The organism is Nitrobacter sp. Nb-311A (assembly GCF_000152905.1).
Classification (GTDB): domain Bacteria; phylum Pseudomonadota; class Alphaproteobacteria; order Rhizobiales; family Xanthobacteraceae; genus Nitrobacter.
Genome location: NZ_CH672417.1, coordinates 158,507 through 178,002, shown reverse-complemented (window position 1 = coordinate 178,002; position 19,496 = coordinate 158,507). Strand labels below are relative to the sequence as shown.

Here is a 19,496-nt window from a genome sequence, read left to right as displayed (position 1 = left end):
ACGCAGCTTCCATTCTTCTTCGTTCGCTCGCGCGATGCGGATTGCGGTTGCATCGTCGGCGCTGAGGAAAGAACTTCGTCTGCGTATTTTGCAGGTCAGGTCGGTTTTTCTGAACCTGAGCGACGCCGATTATAGAACTGGCGCCGGGCCGTTGCTGCGAACTTCGGATTCGCGACACCTGATTATGGTTCTGACGCGTTTGATTATGATTTTGACGCGTTTTCTCATGCGAACAAATCATTCACCCCGGTCGAGCCGGAGGATATGCTTCGCTCGAAATCGCTATAGGCAATTGTTGCCGGGCAGGCTATTGATTAACGAGAGGAAAATTTGAGTTGAACGCCGCCACTTGCGGCCGGGTCAGCGAGCGGTCGGATACGAGGACGGGCCTCATGCGTGATGATGATTTTCGCCAAAGCGACAACATCGACGACCGTCGCGCGGAAGGCGGGTTCGGCGGAGGCGGTGGATTCGGCTTTCCGAGGGGGCGCGGTGGTCTGGGCATCGGCACCATTATCATATTGGGCATTGTCGGCTATGCATTCGGCATCGATCCGCGCCTCCTGATCGGCGGTGCGGAAATCCTGACCGGCGGCGGCCAGTCGCCGAGCTATCAGACGGACGGCGGCCGGGGCAAGTCCGGTGCGCCCACCGACGAGATGGGCAAGATGATCTCCGGCGTGCTGGGCGAAATCGACGATCGCTGGGACGAAATCTTCCAGGCCAGCGGACAGCGTTATTCCGGTCCCCGCATCGTGCTGTTTCGCAACGCCACAAATGGCGGTCGCTGTGGCATGGCGCAGTCCGCGATGGGACCGTTCTATTGCCCGCCGGACAAGCAGATCTTCCTCGACACCAATTTCTTCAAACAGGTGGAAACGCGCTTCCGCGGCTGCTCGGGCAGCGCTTGCAGGTTCACCGCCGCTTACATCATTGCGCACGAGGCCGGGCATCACATTCAGAACCTGCTCGGCATTCTCCCGAAAGTCACGCGATTGCAGCAGCAGGCCGGCAGCAAGGCAGAGGCGAATGCACTGCAGGTCAGGGTCGAACTGCAGGCGGATTGTCTTTCCGGCGTCTGGGTCAATCGCGAGGCGAAGAAACGTCCGGGCTTCCTCGAACCGGGTGATATCGAGGCGGCGCTGACGACAGCGACGGCGATCGGCGACGATACGCTGCAACGGCGGGCGACAGGCCAGGTTGTGCCGGATTCGTTCACGCATGGTTCGGCCGCGCAACGCAAGCGCTGGTTCATGATTGGCTACCAGCAGGGCACCCTGCAAGCCTGCAACACCTTCGCGACGGATGATTTGTGAGTTAGAAGCCGCCTGTTCCGCCATGGCCTCCATCGACGAGACAAAACCCTTCGTCCCCCTGAACATCGCGGTGCTGACCGTTTCCGACACGCGTTCGCTCGAAGAGGACAAGTCGGGGGCGACACTGGCCGAGCGGCTTACGGTGGCCGGTCACAAGCTCGGCGCGCGCGCGATCGTCACTGACGACATCGAGGCGATCCGTACCCTGATGAAAAAATGGGTCGCCGATCCCGGCATCGATGTCATCATCACCACGGGCGGCACCGGCTTCACGGGGCGCGACGTCACCCCGGAGGCCGTGGAGCCGCTATTCGACAAGCGTATGGACGGCTTCTCGATTGCTTTCCACATGCTGAGCCACGCCAAGATCGGCACCTCGACGATCCAGAGCCGCGCAACCGCCGGCACCGCGGGTTCCACCTTCATCTTCTGCCTGCCGGGATCTCCGGGCGCGTGCCGGGACGGCTGGGACGGCATCCTCGCGCACCAGCTTGATTACCGCGCCCGTCCCTGCAATTTCGTCGAGATCATGCCGCGGCTGGATGAACATCTTCGCCGGCCGAAGGCGAGGGGAGCGTCGGCCTGAGCTTGATCGCGAAAATTATGTTCTTGCTTTGTTCTATGCGACTGCTATGGTCTCGCTATGAGCAGAGTCTCTCCTCTCGCCCGCACCAACCCGCCCGTCACGCCGCCCCCCGGATCGAAGGCCGCATCGCCTTTTGCCGAGCTTGAGGTCGCAATCGATCACGAGCGGCGGAGGGGACGCGGCGCGCAATCCAACGTCAGCGGTCGATTTGAGGCGGAGGCGCGAACGGCGTTCGACGATGGCTGGCGAAGCCTCGACGATCTGCCGCCGTTCAAAACCACGGTCGCTGTCGACGCCGCGCGGAAAGTCATCACCCGCAACGACTCGCCCGACATCAGCTTCGATCGCTCGATCAACCCTTACCGGGGCTGCGAGCATGGCTGTGTCTATTGTTTCGCAAGGCCCACCCACGCTTATCTTGGCTTGTCTCCGGGGCTTGATTTCGAATCGAAACTGTTCGCGAAGCCGGACGCACCGGCCTTGCTGGAGAAGGAACTGGCCGCGGAGGGCTACGAGCCGAAGATGATCGCGATCGGAACCAACACCGATCCCTATCAGCCGATCGAGCGTGGCAACAGGATCATGCGCGGCATCCTCGAAGTGCTCGAGCGCGCCTCGCATCCGGTGGGCATCGTCACAAAATCGGCACTGGTGACACGCGACATCGATATCCTTGCGCGAATGGCGCAGCGCAATCTCGCCAAGGTGGCGATTTCCGTGACATCGCTCGATGCCCGGCTCGCGCGCTCGATGGAGCCGCGGGCATCAACGCCAACGAGGCGGCTGGAGGCGCTGCGCAAGCTGTCGGAAGCAGGCATTCCGACCACGGTGATGGTGGCTCCCGTGATTCCGGCGCTGAACGACTGCGAGATCGAGCGGATTCTCGATGCGGCTGCCTATGCCGGCGTCAGGGAAGCCAACTATGTGCTGCTGCGCCTGCCGCTGGAAGTGCGCGACCTGTTCCGCGAATGGCTCATGGCGAGCTATCCGGATCGCTACCGCCATGTATTCGCGCTGATCCGCGACATGCGCAACGGCCGCGATTACGACTCCCAATGGGGCACGCGGATGAAGGGCGCGGGACCGATCGCATGGATGATCGGCCGCCGCTTCGAGATCGCTTGCGAGAAACTTGGGCTCAACAAAAAGCGTTCAAAGCTGACGACCGACCATTTCGCCAAGCCGAAAAGCAGCGGGCAACAGTTGAGTCTGTTCTGAGCCGAACTGTCGCCGAGACGATTGACCGCGAACGGCGGAACCGCTGGGTGCAGGACAGCGGGCATAAATGCATTTCGGTATTGTCTCGCGCCGCTCCTGTCCGCACCATTGCCCGATGATTCGGAAACGATCCAGGGATAAGCCGGGGGTCCTCACACGGCCGAGCTTTCGGCGCGAGCGTGGGCTGATGAGGCGCGGCGTCTGGCCGGTCGCGGGCTGCGACGAGGCCGGGCGGGGGCCATTGGCTGGGCCGGTGGTCGCCGCCGCGGTCGTGCTGGATCCGAACCGTATTCCCGAAGGCATCGACGATTCCAAGCGTCTGACCGCCGCGCGCCGCGAGGAGTTGTTCGAGGAGATTACGGCGACCGCGTCTTTTGCAATAGCCGTCGCGCCGATCGCGCGGATCGACCGCGACAATATCCTGCGCGCATCGCTGTGGGCGCTCGCGCGCGCGGTTCATGCGCTGCCGGATGCGGCCGAGCACGTCTTCGTGGACGGCCGTGACAGGATCGAGGTTGCTTGCGAATGCGAGCCGGTGATCGGCGGCGACGGGCTCGTGCTGTCAATTGCCGCCGCTTCGATCGTCGCCAAGGTCACACGCGACCGGCTGATGTGCAGGCTGGCGCTGGACTGCCCCGGCTACGGCTTCGAGACACACAAGGGCTACGCGGTCCCCGAGCACCTCGAGGCGCTTGGCCGTCTCGGGCCAAGCCCTCATCATCGCAGCTTCTTTGCACCTGTTGTCGCCGCGCGCGAACGTCACCGCGCATCGCCCGTGGAGGAAAGTGTCTCCGCCGAAGCGTCGATTCGAGCAGCGGTCGAGGCGGCAATCTGACCGGCAGGGCGGTTGCCTCGCCGGTTCATGCGGCTTATCACTCGCATCCATCTCACGCCTGCGCGCTTCAGAGTCCGGTTCAACTGTGAATCAGACTCTGGCCTTACCTTTTGATCGAGCATGATCTTATCCGAAAGCCGGTTTTCACTTTTCGGGATCATGCTCTAAGAACTCCGCAAGACCCGCCGCCATCAGGTCCTTCATGCGCTTCACATCGCTGGTTGTCGAACTGATCCGCGCCAGACCGCTTTTGGTATTCTGGATCGTGGTGCTGTTTCAGGCGGCGATGTGGCTGCTGGTGTCGTCGCTGCTGTACCGGGGACCGCCAGATGATCTGGCGACCGCGCTGGCGTTCGGCCGGGAGTATCAGGTCGGAACGGATCTTGGACCACCGCTGGCGTTCTGGCTCGCGGATATCGCTTATCGCGCCGCCGGCAACCACATGTTCGGCGTCTACCTGTTGTCGCAACTCTGTGTCATCCTGGCATTCCGGGTTTTGTTCGAACTGGCCCGGAGCATCGTCGGCAGCCAGCAGGCTGTTCTGGCGGTTTTGCTGACCGTCACGATCACCGCGTTCGGAGCGCACGGCCTGAGTTTCGGTCCGCCGGTGCTCGCTCTGCCGCTGTGGGCGCTGCTGCTGCTGCATGCCTGGCGGATCATTGGGCAGGGCCGCAATGCGTGGTTCGCGCTTTCGATCGAAGCCGGCCTGCTGCTGCTGACCACGCCGGCGGCCGCCGGGTTGTTGCTCGCCCTGACCGGGTTTGCTGTCGCCACGGAGAGAGGCCGAAACGCGCTCGGTTCGGTCGATTCTCTGTTTGCGCTGTTGGTGATCGCGGTGCTCGCACTGCCTTATCTTATCTGGCTGGTGCGCGCGGACGCGCTCGGTGCGCCGCCTTGGCCCGATATTTTCGAACTGCATTTACGTCTGTTGCGCTGGGGCGAACTGCTTCTCTCGCTCGTGTTCGCGGCAGCGGGCCTTTTGCTGCTGGTTGTCCTCAATTCCAGTTTCGTCAATCGGACGTCCGAGGACGCGCCGGTGATTGTGCGGCCGCCGGTTGATCCGTTGGCGCAGACATTCGTTTACGTCTTTGCCCTCGCGCCGGCGCTCGGCGGAAGTCTGGTCGCGGCGCTGTTCGGGATCGATCACTCCGTTGGAGGCGGGCCGATTGTGCTGTCGATGTCGGGTCTTGCGGTCGTCCTGCTCTCCGGCGATCTCATTTATCTACGCCGCTTGCGCGTGCTTCGCGTGGCCTGGCTCGCCGCCGTCGTGGCCCCGGCGCTGGCCGTGATTGCGACGGTCGTGGGTCAGCCGTGGTTCGCAAACACCGAAGTTACGACCTCTATCCCGGCATCCGCCATCGGTACTTTTTTCGGCGAAAGTTTTGAGCGTCGCACCAACCGCCCGCTAAAGGCTGTCGCGGGCGATCCGCTGCTTGCGGCTCTCGTCGCGCTCGGTCCCTCACGGCCTCATCTCCTGCTCGACGCGAATCCCGAGCGCACGCCCTGGATAACGCCGGCGAAATTCAACGAAGGCGGCGGGGTCCTGGTGTGGCGGGCGTCCGACACCGCGGGCACGCCGCCAGAAGCCATCGCCAGGCGGTTTCCGGGAATTGTTCCTGAGATTCCGCGCACGTTTGAATATCTCGTCAACGGCCGGCTGCCTCCGTTGCGGATCGGTTGGGCCATCGTCCGGCCGCAAGCGCTGTAACAGCTTCAGGGGGTGTCGGCTGCTTCAGCGCCTTACTTCCAGCGATCTATCTTCCAGTGGATCCATCTTCCAGTGCCCTGGCGATCGCGCGCAGGTCGAGCCACGCCATTCTCTTGTCGAACGGCGAGCGCAGGAGGTATGCCGGATGGAACGTCGCCATTGCACGTATGGTTCGCGTCCCAACGTCATAGTCGAACCATTTGCCGCGGATCCTCTTGATTCCTTCGCGAGTCTGCAGCAGCGTTTGCGTCGAGGGATTGCCGAGGGTGACCAGAACGTCGGGGTTTACCAGTTCGATCTGTCGGCGGATGAACGGCAGGCAGATCTGCGTTTCCTGCGGCGTCGGCGTCCGGTTGCCGGGCGGCCGCCATGGAATGACGTTGGCAATGTAGACGTCGCTGCGCTTGAGGCCGATCGCGGCGATCATCCGGTTGAGAAGCTGGCCTGAGCGGCCGACGAAGGGCAGGCCCGCGATGTCCTCGTCGCGTCCCGGCGCCTCGCCCACGAACATCAAACGCGCCTGCGGATTGCCGTCGGCAAACACCAGCCGCGATGCGGTGAACTTCAGCGCGCAGCCGTCGAAGCTCTCGAGCAGGGTGCGCAGAGCCTCGAGCGAGGGGGCGGTGCGGGCGGCCTCGCGCGCGGATTCGATCGCGATGTCCGGTGGTGGAGCGACCCCGGCGCGAGGCGCTGCGGTGGCGGTCTGGCGAGGCGGCTGCCGTACTGCCGCGACGGGAACGATTCCGGCCGCTGTGGCGACCGGCCGGTCGGATCTGGCCAGATCGGGCGTCGAGAGGCGGTCGATCGGCTCATCCCCCAGCGCGCAGTCGACGCCTGCTTCGAGATAGAAGGCCAGCAGTTCCCGAACAGTCGTCGCTTGATCTGATGTCATGTTGGCGTCCGCCGGTTTTGCCGGACACTAACCTGCTAATGGTGACGTGCGAAGGGCCTGCGTGGAGCGCCGCACGGGTGCTTTCCCTGGTTGTTCTCGAGCAAAAAATCGGAAACAACTAGCCGTGGAAGCATTACGACCGCAAAGGCCGCCAGGCGTGGAAGCAGATCATGAGCAGCGACGAATTGCCGCCGCGCGAATCCATGAATTTCGATGTCGTCATCGTCGGCGCTGGACCATCCGGCCTGTCGGCGGCGATCCGGCTCAAGCAGCTCGATCCCGATCTCAGCATCGTCGTCGTTGAAAAGGGCTCGGAGGTCGGCGCCCATATTCTGTCGGGCGCGGTGATCGATCCTGCCGGGCTCGACAGGCTGGTGCCGGACTGGCGCAACGATGCCGATTGCCCTCTCAAGACACAGGTCAAGGACGACCGCTTCTACTGGATGACGCGGGGTGGCGCGATCCGGCTGCCGGGTTTTCTGATGCCGCCGCTGATGAATAATCATCACTGCTATATCGGCTCTCTCGGCAGCGTCTGCCGCTGGCTTGCGCGGAAGGCGGAAGCGCTTGGCGTCGAAATCTATCCCGGCTTCGCGGCGACGGAGCTGCTCTATGACGACGCTGGCGCGGTGCGTGGCGTCGCGACTGGCGATATGGGCGTTGCGCGTGACGGCTCGCTGAAGAGTTCCTACACACGCGGCATGGAACTGCTCGGCAAGTATACGCTGTTCGCGGAAGGGGCCAGAGGCAGTCTGTCGAAGCAGTTGATTGCGAGATTCGCTCTCGACAAAACCAGTGAACCGCCAAAATTCGGCATCGGTCTCAAGGAAGTCTGGCAGGTCGACCCCGCCCGGCACCGCAACGGGCTGATCCAGCATTCGTTCGGCTGGCCGCTGAACAATTCCACCGGCGGCGGCTCGTTTCTCTATCATTATGACGATGATCGCGTCGCGGTCGGCTTCGTCGTGCACCTGAACTATGACGATCCATATCTGTCGCCGTTCGAGGAGTTCCAGCGGTTCAAAACCCATCCCTCGATCCGGAGCGTGTTCGAGGGCGGCAAACGGTTGGCCTACGGCGCGCGCGCCATCACCGAGGGCGGCTACCAGTCGGTGCCGCGTCTCACTTTTCCGGGCGGCGCGCTGATCGGCTGTGCGGCGGGATTCGTCAATGTTCCGCGTATCAAGGGTGTTCATAACGCCATGGGCAGCGGAATGCTGGCCGCGGAGCACGTCGCTGCGGCGCTCGGCGCCGGACGCGCCAACGATGAAGTCGCCGAGTACGAGAGTGCCTGGCGGGGTTCCGTGATCGGCAAGGACCTGTTCAAGGTCCGCAACGTCAAGCCGCTATGGTCGAAGTTCGGCACCATCGCCGGCGTGGCGTTGGGCGGCCTCGATATGTGGACCAACACGTTGTTCGGTTTCTCGCTATGGGGGACCTGGCCGCATGCAAAGCCGGACTGTCAGACGCTCGACCCGGCTCGAGCCCATGTGCGGATCGTCTATCCGAAGCCCGACGGTAAACTCACTTTCGACAAGCTTTCGTCGGTGTTTCTCTCCAACACCAATCATGAAGAGGACCAGCCGGTTCATCTCAAAGTCGCCGATATGGTCCTGCACAAGACCTCGGAACACGATGTATATGCCGGTCCGTCGAGCCGTTATTGTCCTGCCGGTGTCTATGAATGGGTCGAGGACGGTTCGACCGTGCGCTATCAGATCAACGCGCAGAACTGCGTCCATTGCAAGACTTGCGATGCGAAAGACCCAAATGGCAACATCACCTGGGTTCCGCCCGAGGGTGGCGGCGGACCCAACTATGAGGCGATGTGAATCCGCCGACGCCTGCGGTGATGAGCATGGCCCTGACAACGCCATATCGGTGATGTAAGCGGCTGGCTGAAACGCGGCGCGAATGTTAGAAGCAGATCATGCAATGGTGCCGGCCGGATTGCGTGCCGAGAGACCCTGATGGTCGTGCCATGAACTCTGGAGCTACGCGAATCCCGATGTTGTCCATTCGTTTCAATCGCCTGGCGATGGCTGTCGCCGCTGCGGCATTGTTGGCCCCGTCCGGTCCGCTGGCGGCTCAGACGCCGGATCATCCGACCGAGACCGCGAAATTTCCAAGTGCCAAGGATCTGCGCACCATGACGACGTCGGGCAGCTATCTCGCTGCGCGCCATGCCAGCGTCGAGCGCGACGCCAAGTCTGCGGCGACGTTCTATCGTTCGGCGTTGCGCACCGATCCGAAAAACAACGAGCTTCTGGATCGCGCGTTCATTTCGTCGCTGGCCGAAGGCGATATCGCCATTGCTGTGAAGCTGGCCGACCGCATTCTGGCGATCGACAAATCCAATCGTGTCGCGCGGCTGGTCGTCGGTGTTCATGATCTCAAGTTGAAAAAATACGCGGCCGCCCGGAGGAACATCAAACAGTCCATCCGAGGACCGATCACCGATCTGGTGGCGACGTTGCTGGCGGGCTGGGCCGATTATGGCGCGAACAACACCAAGCAGGCCGTCGCTAGTATCGACGCGCTGACCGGCCCCGAATGGTACCCGATCTTCAAGGACCTGCATTCGGGGATGTTGCTCGATCTTGCGGGGCGGAACAAAGAAGCCGGCGTTCGTCTCGAGCGCGCTTACAAACTCGACGATTCGGCGCTCCGCGTGGCTGATGCCTATGCGCGGTGGCTGTCGCGCAACAAGGACAGTGCGGCGGCGCTGGCTGTGTATGAGTCGTTCGACAAAAAGCTGGCGCGGCATCCGCTGATTCAGGAAGGCATCAAGGAGATCAAGGCCGGCAAGAAGCTGCCGCAGCTCGTCAGTTCGCCGCAAACCGGAGCCGCCGAAGCTCTTTATGGCATTGGCGCGTCCCTGACACGGCGCGGCGGTGAGGACTTGGCCCTGGTCTATCTGCAGCTCGCACTTTATCTCTCGCCCGGTCATTCGATGGCGCTGTTATCGCTCGCCGATCTCTATGAATCGGTGAAGAAGCCGGAGATGGCGATCGGCGTCTATCAGCGTGTACCGGCCGATTCTCCGCTGAAGCGCAATGCCCAGATTAAACTTGCCACCAACCTCGATGCCGTTGATCGCAGCGACGAGGCGATCAAAATTCTCAAGGGGGTCACGGCGCAGGATCCGAGCGACCTGGAAGCTATCATGGCGCTCGGCAACGCCGAGCGGGGCCACAAGAAGTTCGCCGATTGCGCAAAGACCTACGGCAAAGGCATCGACGTCATCGCCGCCACCAAGAGCAAGCCGAATTGGGTTTACTACTATTTCCGGGGTATTTGCGAAGAACGGTCAAAGAACTGGGACAAGGCGGAAGCCGACATGAAGAAGGCGCTCGAGATTCAACCCGAGCAGCCGCATGTTCTGAACTATCTCGGCTACTCCTGGATCGACCGCAGCCTCAATCTCGATGAAGCCATGAAGATGATCAAGCGCGCCGTCGATCAGCGGCCGGACGACGGCTATATCGTCGACAGTCTAGGCTGGGCCTATTACCGCATCGGCGATTACGAGGAGGCAGTCAAGACGCTGGAGCGCGCCATTAACCTCAAGCCCGAAGATCCGACGGTGAACGATCATCTTGGCGACGCTTACTGGCGCGTCGGCCGGACGCTGGAAGCGAAGTTCCAGTGGGCGCACGCGCGTGACCTGAAGCCTGAGGCGGACGAACTGCCGAAGATCGAGGCGAAAATTAAAAACGGACTGCCGGCGGACCAGACCCCGTCAGCCGCCTCGGCGGACAAAAAGAAGATCGACGGCAAGGGTGGCTGAGGCTGCCGGCGCCCCGCCGTTGCGGCGTCGCTTGCGCAAGCTTCGCCTCGGAACCACGCGCCTAACGCAATCGCAAAAAATCATTTGATTCGTGCGCCGTTTTTGGATTTGACATCCGTCATGATCGTTAACGGCGCCACGAATTTGGAAACGGCCGAACCGGCGCTGAGCGAGACGGCGCGCGCCAAGGTCAATCTGACCCTGCGGGTCGTGGGCCGGCGCGCCGACGGTTTTCACGATCTTGAAAGCGTGGTGGCGTTTGCCGACTGCGTCGATCGCCTCACTCTGACACAGGGCGCGGATCTATCGCTGGTTGCCGCCGGTCCGAGGGCGCAGGAGTGCGGCCAGACAGCCGATAATCTCATTCTCAAGGCCGCGCGGCTGCTTGGCGAGCGGGTCGCAAATCTGAAGGCAGGCGCCTTCGCGCTGGACAAGCACTTGCCGGTCGCAGCCGGCATCGGCGGCGGATCGGCCGATGCGGCCGCGGCGTTGCGGCTTCTGGCGCGGCTCAACGGCATTGTGATCGACGATCCACGATTGATCGAGGCGGCGCGCCTGACCGGCGCCGACGTGCCGGTTTGCGTCCGTTCGGAAAGTTGTGTCATGATGGGCGTTGGCGAGTCCTTGCTGCCGCTGGATCTGCCGGCGATGCCCGCCGTGCTGGTCAACCCCCGCGTTCCCGTCGCCACAAATGAGGTCTTCGCCGCGCTCGGCCTTCGCAAGGGCGAACTGAATGTCGGCGTCAACGATGTGATCGAGGCGATCGTGTGGCCCAAGGCCGGCGCTCCGATGGACGACTGGCTCATCATGCTGTCGGATGGCACTAATGATCTCGAAGCACCGGCGATCCGCATCCAGCCGGTGATCGGCGAGGTGCTCGCAAGGTTGCGGGCAACCGGTGCGCGGCTGACACGGATGTCCGGCTCGGGCGCGACGTGCTTTGCGATCTACGGCGACGAGGCGAGGGCGCATCACGCCGCGCAAACGATTCGTCTCGACCGCCCGCAATGGTGGGTTCATGTGGGGACGCTGGGTTAGAATCCCGCTTCTGATGAAGTCAGAAGCGGGGCTCTCAGATATTGATCTGACGCGTTTTCTTCACGCGAACCGGTATCCACTTCGCTCGAAAACGCTATAAGGCTCGTGACGGCGTTTGACGGTTGTCATTCCGCGACGCGGGCGGGCACGCATTGCTGTGGCTCGTCAGTGCGACCGCATCAGACAGAACGCCACGACCTGTTCCAGGGCGCTTTTCATCGGCGATGGCGGAAACAGCGCCAGCGCATCGACAGCCATCGCGCCGTAGTGCTGCGCGCGGTTGAGCGTATCCTCCAGCGCGCGATGCTTGGTCATCAACCCGATAGCGTGATTGAGGTCGCTGTCGCCGATCCTGCCTTCCTCGAGCGCCCGCACCCAGAATTCGCGCTCGACATCGTTGCCGCGCCGGAACGCCAGCACCACCGGCAAGGTGATCTTGCCTTCGCGGAAGTCGTCGCCGACGTTTTTACCGAGCTTCGCCGACTTGCCCCCGTAATCGAGCACGTCATCGACAAGCTGGAAGGCGATGCCGAGATTCATGCCGAAGCTGGCAGCGGCTGTTTCCTCGGCCTTCGGACGGCCGCCGAGCACCGGACCGACCTCGCAGGCCGCGGCGAACAGCTCGGCCGTCTTGCCTCGGATGACCGCGAGATATTCGTCCTCTGTCGTGGCCGTGTTCTTCGCCGCCGCAAGCTGCATGACTTCGCCCTCGGCGATGGTGGCCGCCGCTGAAGACAGGATGTCGAGCGCGCGCAGCGAGCCGACCTCGACCATCATTCGGAACGCCTGTCCGAGCAGGAAGTCGCCGACGAGAACGCTGGCCTCGTTGCCCCACACCATGCGGGCCGACAGCTTGCCGCGGCGCAATTCGCTTTCGTCGACCACGTCGTCATGCAGCAGCGTTGCGGTGTGCATGAATTCCACCGAAGCCGCGAGCTTGACGTGGCCTTCACCTGAATAGCCGGCGAGATTGGCCATCGCCAGTGTCAGCATCGGGCGCAGCCGCTTGCCGCCGGACGAGATCAGGTGATTGGCGACTTCGGGGATCATCGTGACGTCCGACCCGGTCCGCGACAGGATGGTGGCGTTGACCCGCTCCATGTCGGCGGCGACGAGTTCGACGAGTTGGTCAATGGAGCCTGTCGAGTGACTTTCGAAGGGGACGATGACCGCCAAGCTAAGGATCTCCGGTTTGCAAAATTCGTCTCATTGCACCCTTGCACCATAGAAAGTGACGGTCGACCCGGCAAGCGCAGGTAGTGGTTGACATGGAGCTGTTGACATGGGCCACAGGGGAGCGAAGCTGAGGCACCGGAGAACGCGGCGTTGCGGGAATTGGTTCGAACCAACGATCTGGTGTTGGTGTCGGCGATCGGCGCGCTGCTGGACGGCGCCGGGATTTTTTACTTGGTGCTGGATCAGAACATGAGCGTGATCGAGGGGTCGCTCGGGGTACTGCCCCGCCGCATTCTGGTGAATGACGACGACAATCGCGCGGCGCGACAGCTTCTCATCGAGGCCGGGCTCGCTCACGAATTGCGCCCCGATGACCGACGGCCGATCTGAAGTTGGAGAGGATGCGTTCCTCGGTGGACGGCTGCGGTTGTATCAGCCGTTGTCGGGCCATCGCGCCGGCCATGACGCCATGCTGCTCGCCGCCGCGACGCCGGGCAGGCCCGGCGATCGCATCGTCGATTTCGGAGCAGGCGTAGGCGCCGCCGGGCTCGCGGTGGCGACGCGGATCGATAATGTCGATCTGGTGCTGGTCGAGCGTGACGAGATCCTGGCCGTTCTGGCGCGCCGCAACGCGGTTCTCAACAGCCTCGCGGCGCGGGTTTGCATCCTTGATGTCACGGCGGAGGCGGAGGCTTTTGCACGTCTTGGTCTTGGCCCCGACACCGCCGACGTGGTGCTGATGAATCCTCCTTTCAACGATGTCCTTCGGCACAGGCCGTCGCCGGACCAGGGCCGTCGCGCGGCGCATGTTGGGGAACCGTCGAGCCTGGATATCTGGACTCACGCTGCGCGGCGTATGCTGAAATCTGGAGGCGTGCTCAGCCTCATCTGGCGCAGCGATGGTCTGGCGGAGGTGCTTGGCGCGCTTGGCCGCGGCTTCGGGGGCATCGCGATCCGGCCCGTGCATCCGGACCCGCGCAAGCCGGCGATCCGTGTCCTGGTTCGCGCCGTCAAAGGGAGCCGGGCGCCGCTCAGACTTTGTCCCGGTTTGATGCTCATCGACGAGGCGGGCCGGCCCGCCAAAGAGGCCCAGGACGCCCTCGCGGGCGGTCAAGCGCTTGCCTCTGCTCTTTCCTCCACAGGCGGGTTCCAATGAAGCCGGCATGAACTAAAAGGCGCGGCGTCCTCCCACCCCGTCCATTTCAGCGGCGCTAGCCTGAAGCGAATTGTCGCAAGAAGGCTACCGGTAAGTGTATCCGATAGATAGATAATTGCTTCATCTTAAACAGCGATCAGCGATTGGATGGTGATGCAATTGCCGAGATTTGGGAAAACGCCATGAGCGGACGGATAAAAACAGTGCTGATGAAACTGGTTCCAAAGCGATGGCGGCGTGGGACGGCGGTGGTGCCGGTGGTGCGGTTGTCCGGCGTGATTGGCGCGGTCACGCCGCTCAGGCCCGGCATGATGCTTGCCGGCGTCGCCAAAACCCTGGAGCGGGCGTTCGCGGTGGACAACGCCAAAGCGGTCGCGCTGGTGGTCAACTCGCCGGGTGGTTCGCCGGTGCAGTCACGCCAGATTTATCTGCGCATCCGGCAACTGTCGCGAGAGAAAGAGATTCCGGTTCTGGTGTTCGTCGAGGACGTCGCCGCCTCGGGCGGTTACATGATCGCCTGTGCGGGCGACGAGATTTTCTGCGACCCCTCGTCGATCATGGGCTCGATCGGCGTGGTCGGCGGCAGCTTCGGCTTCACCGAGCTGATGAGGAAGATCGGCGTCGAGCGCAGGCTGTATACGGCAGGCGAGCACAAGGCGACGCTCGATCCCTTTCTTCCGGAGAACCCCGACGATGTGGCGCGGCTGAAGGCGATCCAGCGCGAGATTCATGCGACCTTCATCGAACTGGTGAAGGCGAGCCGCGGGGAGCGTCTGAAAGGAACGGACGACCTTTTGTTCACCGGTGAATATTGGGCGGGCGAACGATCGGTCGCGCTTGGTCTCGCCGACGCGATCGGCGATCTCCGCTCGACGCTGCGGGCGCGGTTCGGTGAAAAGGTCGCGACGCCGGTCATTGCGCCGTCGACCGGTCTGCTGTCCGGTTTGCTGGGCCGCAAAGCCGGAGCCGGGACCCTGACCTCGCTCGATGGCATGGCAGCGATGCCGGACGAGCTGATCTCCGCGCTCGAGACCCGCGCGATTTGGGCCAAATTCGGGTTCTAGGCTCGATTTTGCCAAATCCCGCGCCAATCGTTTTTGAGACGAGCGATTGCGGGAACGGTCGGATTGAGCAAGAATGGCGTCCGAACGAGATCCGTAACGAAGGAAGAGGATCGACCGATGCCGCCGCTGATTGTACTTGCAGCTACCCTGGGAGGACTGGTCGCGGTCCGCTGGCTCTACCAGACCGCCAGGCGGATCAATCAGGAACTGGAAGAGGCGCGGATGGCCCGCGTCGCCGAGCCCGCGCGACGGGATATTCCAACGCTGCGGCGCGATCCCCGCACCGGCGCCTATCGGCCGCGCGACTAGGATCGAGCGCGCCGGCGCGTCTTGAGGTCGACGCATCTCCGATGGTGCCCGCCAAGGTGTTTCGCGTGACCTCGCCGCGCTGGCTCGAATGCCGGTATTTTCCGGTAACCTGAAGCATGATCCCGAAAGGTGGAAACCGGTTTTCGGAAAATGCTCCAGGTCGCGTCATCGTCTTGATTTGAGGAACGCGCGCCGATACGGTCGCGTCGCGCCGACCGATTTCGCCAATCCTCAAAAGACGAATGGACGCCTTGCCCCCGCATATGCGCCCGGAACGCTCGTTCCAGGGCTTGCTCCTGACCCTGCAACGCTATTGGGCGGATTGCGGCTGCGTTATCCTGCAGCCCTACGACATGGAGGTCGGGGCGGGGACCTTTCATCCGGCGACCACGCTCCGGGCGCTGGGTCCGAAGCGCTGGAACGCGGCCTATGTGCAGCCTTCGCGCCGTCCCAAGGACGGCCGCTACGGCGAGAACCCCAACCGTCTGCAGCACTATTATCAGTTTCAGGTCATCCTCAAGCCGTCGCCATCTGACATCCAGGATCTCTACCTGAAATCGCTGGCCGCCATCGGCGTCGACAGCGCGTTGCACGACATCCGTTTCGTCGAGGACGACTGGGAAAGCCCGACGTTGGGAGCGTGGGGTTTGGGGTGGGAGTGCTGGTGCGACGGCATGGAAGTCAGCCAGTTCACCTATTTCCAACAGGTGGCCGGCGTCGAATGCGCGCCGGTTGCCGGCGAACTGACTTACGGGCTGGAGCGCCTCGCGATGTACGTGCAGGGCGTCGACCGCGTCTACGATCTCAATTTCAATGGCCGCGAGGGCGCGGAGAAAGTCACTTACGGCGATGTATTCCTTCAGGCCGAGCAGGAATATTCGCGGCACAATTTTGAGCACTCCGACACCGCGATGCTGTTCGAGCAGTTCAGGATGGCCGAGAATGCCTGCAAGACATATCTCGACGCCGGCTGGCAGGACGATCCGAAGCAGCCCGGCAAACACGACGCGCATCTGATGGCGCTGCCAGCCTACGATCAGTGCATTAAGGCCAGCCACGTCTTCAACCTGCTCGACGCGCGCGGCGTAATCTCCGTGACCGAGCGGCAAAGCTACATCCTGCGCGTGCGCGAGCTGGCGAAAGCCTGCGGCGAGGCGTGGCTGCATACTGACGCGGGTAGCGCGGGGTGAGCAATTGCGTGGAGGTCGGAATGAGCGAAAGTGGAGTGTGGGTTTTTCACCCTCCCCTTGAGGGGGAGGGTCGGCGAGTTCGGCAGCGCACTTGCGCGCTTGAGCGAGCCGGGGTGGGGTGAACTCCGTGATCAAAAGGACCGTTAGTGATTTCAAACGCCAGTCTGCAAGGCGCTTGCGGTTCGACAGTACATATGCCGAAGCGATTCTCTGGCGTCATCTTCGCCAGCTTGATGTGAAAGGAAGCCATTTCAGACGGCAGACTGTGATTGGCCCTTACATTGCAGACTTCGCCTGTCTGGCTGCGCGGCTGATTGTCGAGGTTGACGGATCGCAGCATGGAACGGATGGCGGCAAACGTCGCGACGATACCAGAACACGCTGGCTGAACGCAGAAGGATATCGCGTGCTGAGGTTCTGGAATAACGATGTCATCAGCACGCCGGGATCTGTAATGGAAGCGATTCATCGGGCGCTTGATGTCACCCCATCCCGCCTGCCTTCGGCAGACGACCCTCCCCCTCAAGGGGAGGGTGGATCTCTGCGCTCGGAGTAGCGAATGCCCGATCTTCTGCTCGAACTGTTCTCCGAGGAAATCCCCGCGCGCATGCAGGCGAAGGCGGCGGACGATCTGCGCAGGATGGTCACCGACAAGCTCGTCGCCGAGGGCCTTGTCTATGAGGGTGCGAAAGCCTTCGTCACGCCGCGCCGTCTCGCGCTCACCGTGCACGGTATTCCCGCGCGCCAGCCTGATCTCAAGGACGAGCGCAAGGGGCCGAAGCTCGGCGCGCCCGACGCCGCGGTGCAGGGCTTTCTGAAAGCCGCCGGGCTGAAATCGCTGGAGGAAGCCAAAATCCAGCGTGATCCGAAGAAGGGCGACTTCTACGTCGCGCTGATCGAGAAACCGGGACGGCCCGCGATCGAGGTGCTGGCGGAATTCCTGCCGGTGATCGTGCGCACTTTTCCGTGGCCGAAGCAGATGCGCTGGGGCGAGCGCTCGGCGAAGCCGGGCGCGCTGACCTGGGTGCGACCGCTGCATTCCATAATAGCGACCTTCGGCATGGAGACCGAGGAGCCGGACGTGGTGCCGTTCGAGGTCGCCGGCATCACGGCGGGACAGGTAACGCGCGGTCACAGGTTCATGGCGCCGGACGAATTCAGCGTGCGCCGCTTCGAGGATTACGAAGCGAAATTGCAGGCGGCGAAGGTGGTGCTCGATTCCGCCCGCCGCAAGGACATCATCCTGGCCGACGCGAAAGAATTGGCGTTCGCCCAAGGATTCGAACTGATCGAGGATCAGGTGCTGCTCGACGAGGTTGCGGGGCTCGTCGAATGGCCGGTGGTGCTGATGGGCTCGTTCGACGAGGAGTTTTTATCGATACCGGGCGAAGTGATCCGCGCCACCATCCGCAACAACCAGAAGTGCTTTGTGGTGCGGCGGTCTCACCCTCTCCTCGAGGGGGAGGGTCGCTCGCGGAGCGAGCGGGGTGAGGTGTCCATCACCCCCTCCCGATCTTCGCCTTCGGCTCAGATCGACCTCCCCCCTCAAGGAGGAGGTGAAAAGCTCGCCAATAAGTTCATCCTCGTCGCCAACATCGAGGCGAGCGACGGCGGCAACGCGATCGTCGCCGGCAACGAGCGCGTGATCCGCGCGCGGCTGAGCGACGCAAAGTTCTTCTACGAGACAGACCTCAAGACCAAGCTCGAAGACCGGCTGCCGAAATTCGAGCAGATCGTGTTTCATGAAAAGCTCGGCACGCAGGCCGAACGCATCGCGCGCATCGAACGCCTGGCTGCCGAGATCGCGCCGCTGGTCGGTGCGGATGTCGAGAAAGCGAAGCGCGCGGCGCGACTGTGCAAGGCGGATTTGCTGACTGAGGTGGTCGGCGAATTTCCCGAGTTGCAGGGCCTGATGGGGAAATACTACGCGCTCGCGCAGGGCGAGGATGCGTCCGTCGCAGCAGCCTGCGAGGAACATTATAAGCCGCAGGGTCCGACCGATCGCGTGCCGAGCGATCCGGTGTCGATCGCGGTCGCGCTGGCCGACAAGATCGACACGCTGGTAGGCTTCTGGGCGATTGATGAAAAGCCGACGGGAAGCAAGGATCCTTATGCGCTGCGGAGAGCGGCGTTGGGGGTGATCAGGCTGGTGTTGGAGAATGAGATTCGCTCCAACTTAACTTCTATAATTGACATGGCGACCGTGTTAGTTCGCACGCAAAAAATCAGTCGATCGATAAGTCAATTTGGCGGAGTCGCAAACGTCAGTTTCGTTCAAAGAGAATTTCTGATCGGCGGATTTTCAGTGACGTCTGGAAATCTGATGGAAAGTCTGAACATTGGACCTGATGCCAGCGTTAATCAGGAGTGGCTTCGCGATTTGACACTGGGTATTACAGTAAGCTCCTTAATCGAACAGGAGGGACCGGAGGGTGAAATCTATTATGTGCCCGGGACCTATGACGCGCAGGCAGCACAAGTTTTTTCAATCTCCGCTGATCTCCTCGCCTTCTTCGCTGATCGCCTGAAAGTGCAACTGCGTGAGCAGGGCGCGCGGCATGATCTTGTCGATGCGGTGTTTGCGCTGTCTTCCACCTCCCCCTTGAGGGGGGAGGTCGCGGCGCGCAGCGCCGCGGGAGGGGGTGGCTTCTCTCAGAAAGATCACCCCACCCCGCCACTTCGTGGCGACCCTCCCCCTCAAAGGGAGGGTGAGCAAGAGCCGTCGCGCTCAGCTCAAGGGGAGGCTGGGAAAGAGCCGCAGCGCCAGCTTCAAGGCGAGGGAGCAATGCAGGACGATCTTCTGATGATCGTCCGCCGCGTCGAGGCGCTCGGAAAATTTCTCGACACCGACGACGGCAAGAACCTGCTCGCCGGGACCAAGCGTGCCTCGAACATCCTCGCCATCGAGGAGAAGAAGGACAAGCGCAGCTTCGACGGCGCGCCGGATGCCTCGCTTTATAGTCTGGACGAAGAGAAGGCGCTTGCCGCCGCCATCGATGAAGCGAAGCGTGAGGCGAGCGTCGCCGTCGCGAACGAGGATTTCGCCGCCGCGATGTCCGCGATGGCGAAGCTGCGTCCCGCCGTCGACGCCTTCTTCGACAAGGTGAAGGTCAACGATGATGACGCGAAGATCCGCGAAAATCGCCTCAGGCTGCTCAACGAGATTCGCGCCGCCACGCGCACCGTCGCGGATTTTTCAAGGATACAGGATTGACGCG

17 protein-coding genes are annotated in these 19,496 nt (G+C 62.5%); 15 read left to right on the top strand and 2 right to left on the bottom strand.

Translation table 11 applies throughout. The annotated features are described in order from the left end of the window. Nucleotides 1–392 precede the first annotated feature (392 nt). From NB311A_RS12105 to NB311A_RS12085, 5 genes are all read left to right on the top strand, one after another. Nucleotides 393–1,316, top strand: a complete 924-nt coding sequence (locus tag NB311A_RS12105; RefSeq protein ID WP_009798858.1) for a neutral zinc metallopeptidase — start codon at nt 393–395, stop codon at nt 1,314–1,316. Between the two features lie 22 nt (nt 1,317–1,338). Continuing rightward, the gene (gene moaB / locus NB311A_RS12100) at nt 1,339–1,902 is read left to right on the top strand and encodes a molybdenum cofactor biosynthesis protein B (protein WP_009798857.1); all 564 of its coding nucleotides are present in this window, start codon (nt 1,339–1,341) and stop codon (nt 1,900–1,902) included. 57 nt (nt 1,903–1,959) lie between these two features. Further along, entirely contained in the window at nt 1,960–3,120 is a 1,161-nt protein-coding gene (locus NB311A_RS12095) for a PA0069 family radical SAM protein (protein WP_009798856.1), read from the top strand. A 115-nt stretch (nt 3,121–3,235) separates the two neighbouring features. Further along, nucleotides 3,236–3,955 carry a ribonuclease HII gene (locus NB311A_RS12090; protein ID WP_050752108.1) on the top strand — a complete coding sequence of 240 codons (720 nt, stop codon included), beginning with the start codon at nt 3,236–3,238 and terminating at the stop codon, nt 3,953–3,955. A gap of 202 nt (nt 3,956–4,157) precedes the next feature. Beyond that, complete coding sequence (locus tag NB311A_RS12085) at nt 4,158–5,663, top strand: glycosyltransferase family 39 protein (RefSeq protein WP_009798854.1); 1,506 nt, start codon at nt 4,158–4,160, stop codon at nt 5,661–5,663. A 46-nt stretch (nt 5,664–5,709) separates the two neighbouring features. On the opposite strand, the gene NB311A_RS12080 is transcribed toward NB311A_RS12085, so the two are convergent. After that, on the bottom strand, nt 5,710–6,555 hold the full coding sequence (locus NB311A_RS12080; RefSeq protein ID WP_009798853.1) for a uracil-DNA glycosylase family protein: 846 nt from the start codon (nt 6,553–6,555) through the stop codon (nt 5,710–5,712). 170 nt (nt 6,556–6,725) lie between these two features. Here NB311A_RS12080 and NB311A_RS12075 point away from each other — a divergent pair, with 170 nt between their 5' ends. The 3 genes from NB311A_RS12075 (at nt 6,726) to NB311A_RS12065 (ending at nt 11,383) form a co-directional block, all read left to right on the top strand. Beyond that, nucleotides 6,726–8,387, top strand: coding sequence for an electron transfer flavoprotein-ubiquinone oxidoreductase (locus NB311A_RS12075; protein ID WP_009798852.1), 1,662 nt, complete (start codon nt 6,726–6,728; stop codon nt 8,385–8,387). A gap of 176 nt (nt 8,388–8,563) precedes the next feature. Next, on the top strand, nt 8,564–10,345 hold the full coding sequence (locus NB311A_RS12070; RefSeq protein WP_009798851.1) for a tetratricopeptide repeat protein: 1,782 nt from the start codon (nt 8,564–8,566) through the stop codon (nt 10,343–10,345). A 120-nt stretch (nt 10,346–10,465) separates the two neighbouring features. Further along, entirely contained in the window at nt 10,466–11,383 is a 918-nt protein-coding gene (locus NB311A_RS12065; RefSeq protein WP_009798850.1) for a 4-(cytidine 5'-diphospho)-2-C-methyl-D-erythritol kinase, read from the top strand. A 165-nt stretch (nt 11,384–11,548) separates the two neighbouring features. On the opposite strand, the gene NB311A_RS12060 is transcribed toward NB311A_RS12065, so the two are convergent. Then, a complete protein-coding gene (locus NB311A_RS12060) occupies nt 11,549–12,559 on the bottom strand; it encodes a polyprenyl synthetase family protein (protein WP_009798849.1) in 1,011 nt (336 codons plus the stop codon). 150 nt (nt 12,560–12,709) lie between these two features. Between NB311A_RS12060 and NB311A_RS12055 the strand changes: the two genes are divergently transcribed. The 7 genes from NB311A_RS12055 (at nt 12,710) to glyS (ending at nt 19,492) form a co-directional block, all read left to right on the top strand. After that, entirely contained in the window at nt 12,710–12,949 is a 240-nt protein-coding gene (locus NB311A_RS12055; protein ID WP_009798848.1) for a DUF2007 domain-containing protein, read from the top strand. After that, complete coding sequence (locus NB311A_RS12050) at nt 12,930–13,715, top strand: tRNA1(Val) (adenine(37)-N6)-methyltransferase (protein ID WP_009798847.1); 786 nt, start codon at nt 12,930–12,932, stop codon at nt 13,713–13,715. The genes NB311A_RS12055 and NB311A_RS12050 overlap by 20 nt, the downstream gene beginning before the upstream one ends. A 182-nt stretch (nt 13,716–13,897) precedes the next feature. Further along, a complete protein-coding gene (locus NB311A_RS12045) occupies nt 13,898–14,779 on the top strand; it encodes a S49 family peptidase (RefSeq protein ID WP_040675151.1) in 882 nt (293 codons plus the stop codon). A gap of 117 nt (nt 14,780–14,896) precedes the next feature. Further along, the gene (locus tag NB311A_RS12040; RefSeq protein ID WP_040674999.1) at nt 14,897–15,088 is read left to right on the top strand and encodes a hypothetical protein; all 192 of its coding nucleotides are present in this window, start codon (nt 14,897–14,899) and stop codon (nt 15,086–15,088) included. A gap of 242 nt (nt 15,089–15,330) precedes the next feature. Continuing rightward, nucleotides 15,331–16,278 (top strand): glycine--tRNA ligase subunit alpha, encoded by a 948-nt coding sequence (locus NB311A_RS12035; RefSeq protein WP_040674996.1) that lies wholly within the window; start codon nt 15,331–15,333, stop codon nt 16,276–16,278. A 127-nt stretch (nt 16,279–16,405) separates the two neighbouring features. Continuing rightward, nucleotides 16,406–16,834, top strand: a complete 429-nt coding sequence (locus NB311A_RS12030; protein ID WP_040675147.1) for an endonuclease domain-containing protein — start codon at nt 16,406–16,408, stop codon at nt 16,832–16,834. Nucleotides 16,835–16,837: 3 nt separating this feature from the next. Continuing rightward, on the top strand, nt 16,838–19,492 hold the full coding sequence (glyS, locus tag NB311A_RS12025; RefSeq protein WP_009798842.1) for a glycine--tRNA ligase subunit beta: 2,655 nt from the start codon (nt 16,838–16,840) through the stop codon (nt 19,490–19,492). Nucleotides 19,493–19,496: the final 4 nt, after the last annotated feature.

Bases quoted from the DNA above. Each gene is read 5' to 3' on its own strand.
- NB311A_RS12105 (WP_009798858.1), top strand. From the start codon at position 393: ATGCGTGATGATGATTTTCGCCAAAGCGACAACATCGACGACCGTCGC.
- moaB (WP_009798857.1), top strand. From the start codon at position 1,339: ATGGCCTCCATCGACGAGACAAAACCCTTCGTCCCCCTGAACATCGCG.
- NB311A_RS12095 (WP_009798856.1), top strand. From the start codon at position 1,960: ATGAGCAGAGTCTCTCCTCTCGCCCGCACCAACCCGCCCGTCACGCCG.
- NB311A_RS12090 (WP_050752108.1), top strand. From the start codon at position 3,236: ATGATTCGGAAACGATCCAGGGATAAGCCGGGGGTCCTCACACGGCCG.
- NB311A_RS12085 (WP_009798854.1), top strand. From the start codon at position 4,158: ATGCGCTTCACATCGCTGGTTGTCGAACTGATCCGCGCCAGACCGCTT.
- NB311A_RS12080 (WP_009798853.1), bottom strand. From the start codon at position 6,555: ATGACATCAGATCAAGCGACGACTGTTCGGGAACTGCTGGCCTTCTAT.
- NB311A_RS12075 (WP_009798852.1), top strand. From the start codon at position 6,726: ATGAGCAGCGACGAATTGCCGCCGCGCGAATCCATGAATTTCGATGTC.
- NB311A_RS12070 (WP_009798851.1), top strand. From the start codon at position 8,564: ATGTTGTCCATTCGTTTCAATCGCCTGGCGATGGCTGTCGCCGCTGCG.
- NB311A_RS12065 (WP_009798850.1), top strand. From the start codon at position 10,466: ATGATCGTTAACGGCGCCACGAATTTGGAAACGGCCGAACCGGCGCTG.
- NB311A_RS12050 (WP_009798847.1), top strand. From the start codon at position 12,930: ATGACCGACGGCCGATCTGAAGTTGGAGAGGATGCGTTCCTCGGTGGA.
- NB311A_RS12045 (WP_040675151.1), top strand. From the start codon at position 13,898: ATGAGCGGACGGATAAAAACAGTGCTGATGAAACTGGTTCCAAAGCGA.
- NB311A_RS12040 (WP_040674999.1), top strand. From the start codon at position 14,897: ATGCCGCCGCTGATTGTACTTGCAGCTACCCTGGGAGGACTGGTCGCG.
- NB311A_RS12035 (WP_040674996.1), top strand. From the start codon at position 15,331: ATGGACGCCTTGCCCCCGCATATGCGCCCGGAACGCTCGTTCCAGGGC.
- glyS (WP_009798842.1), top strand. From the start codon at position 16,838: ATGCCCGATCTTCTGCTCGAACTGTTCTCCGAGGAAATCCCCGCGCGC.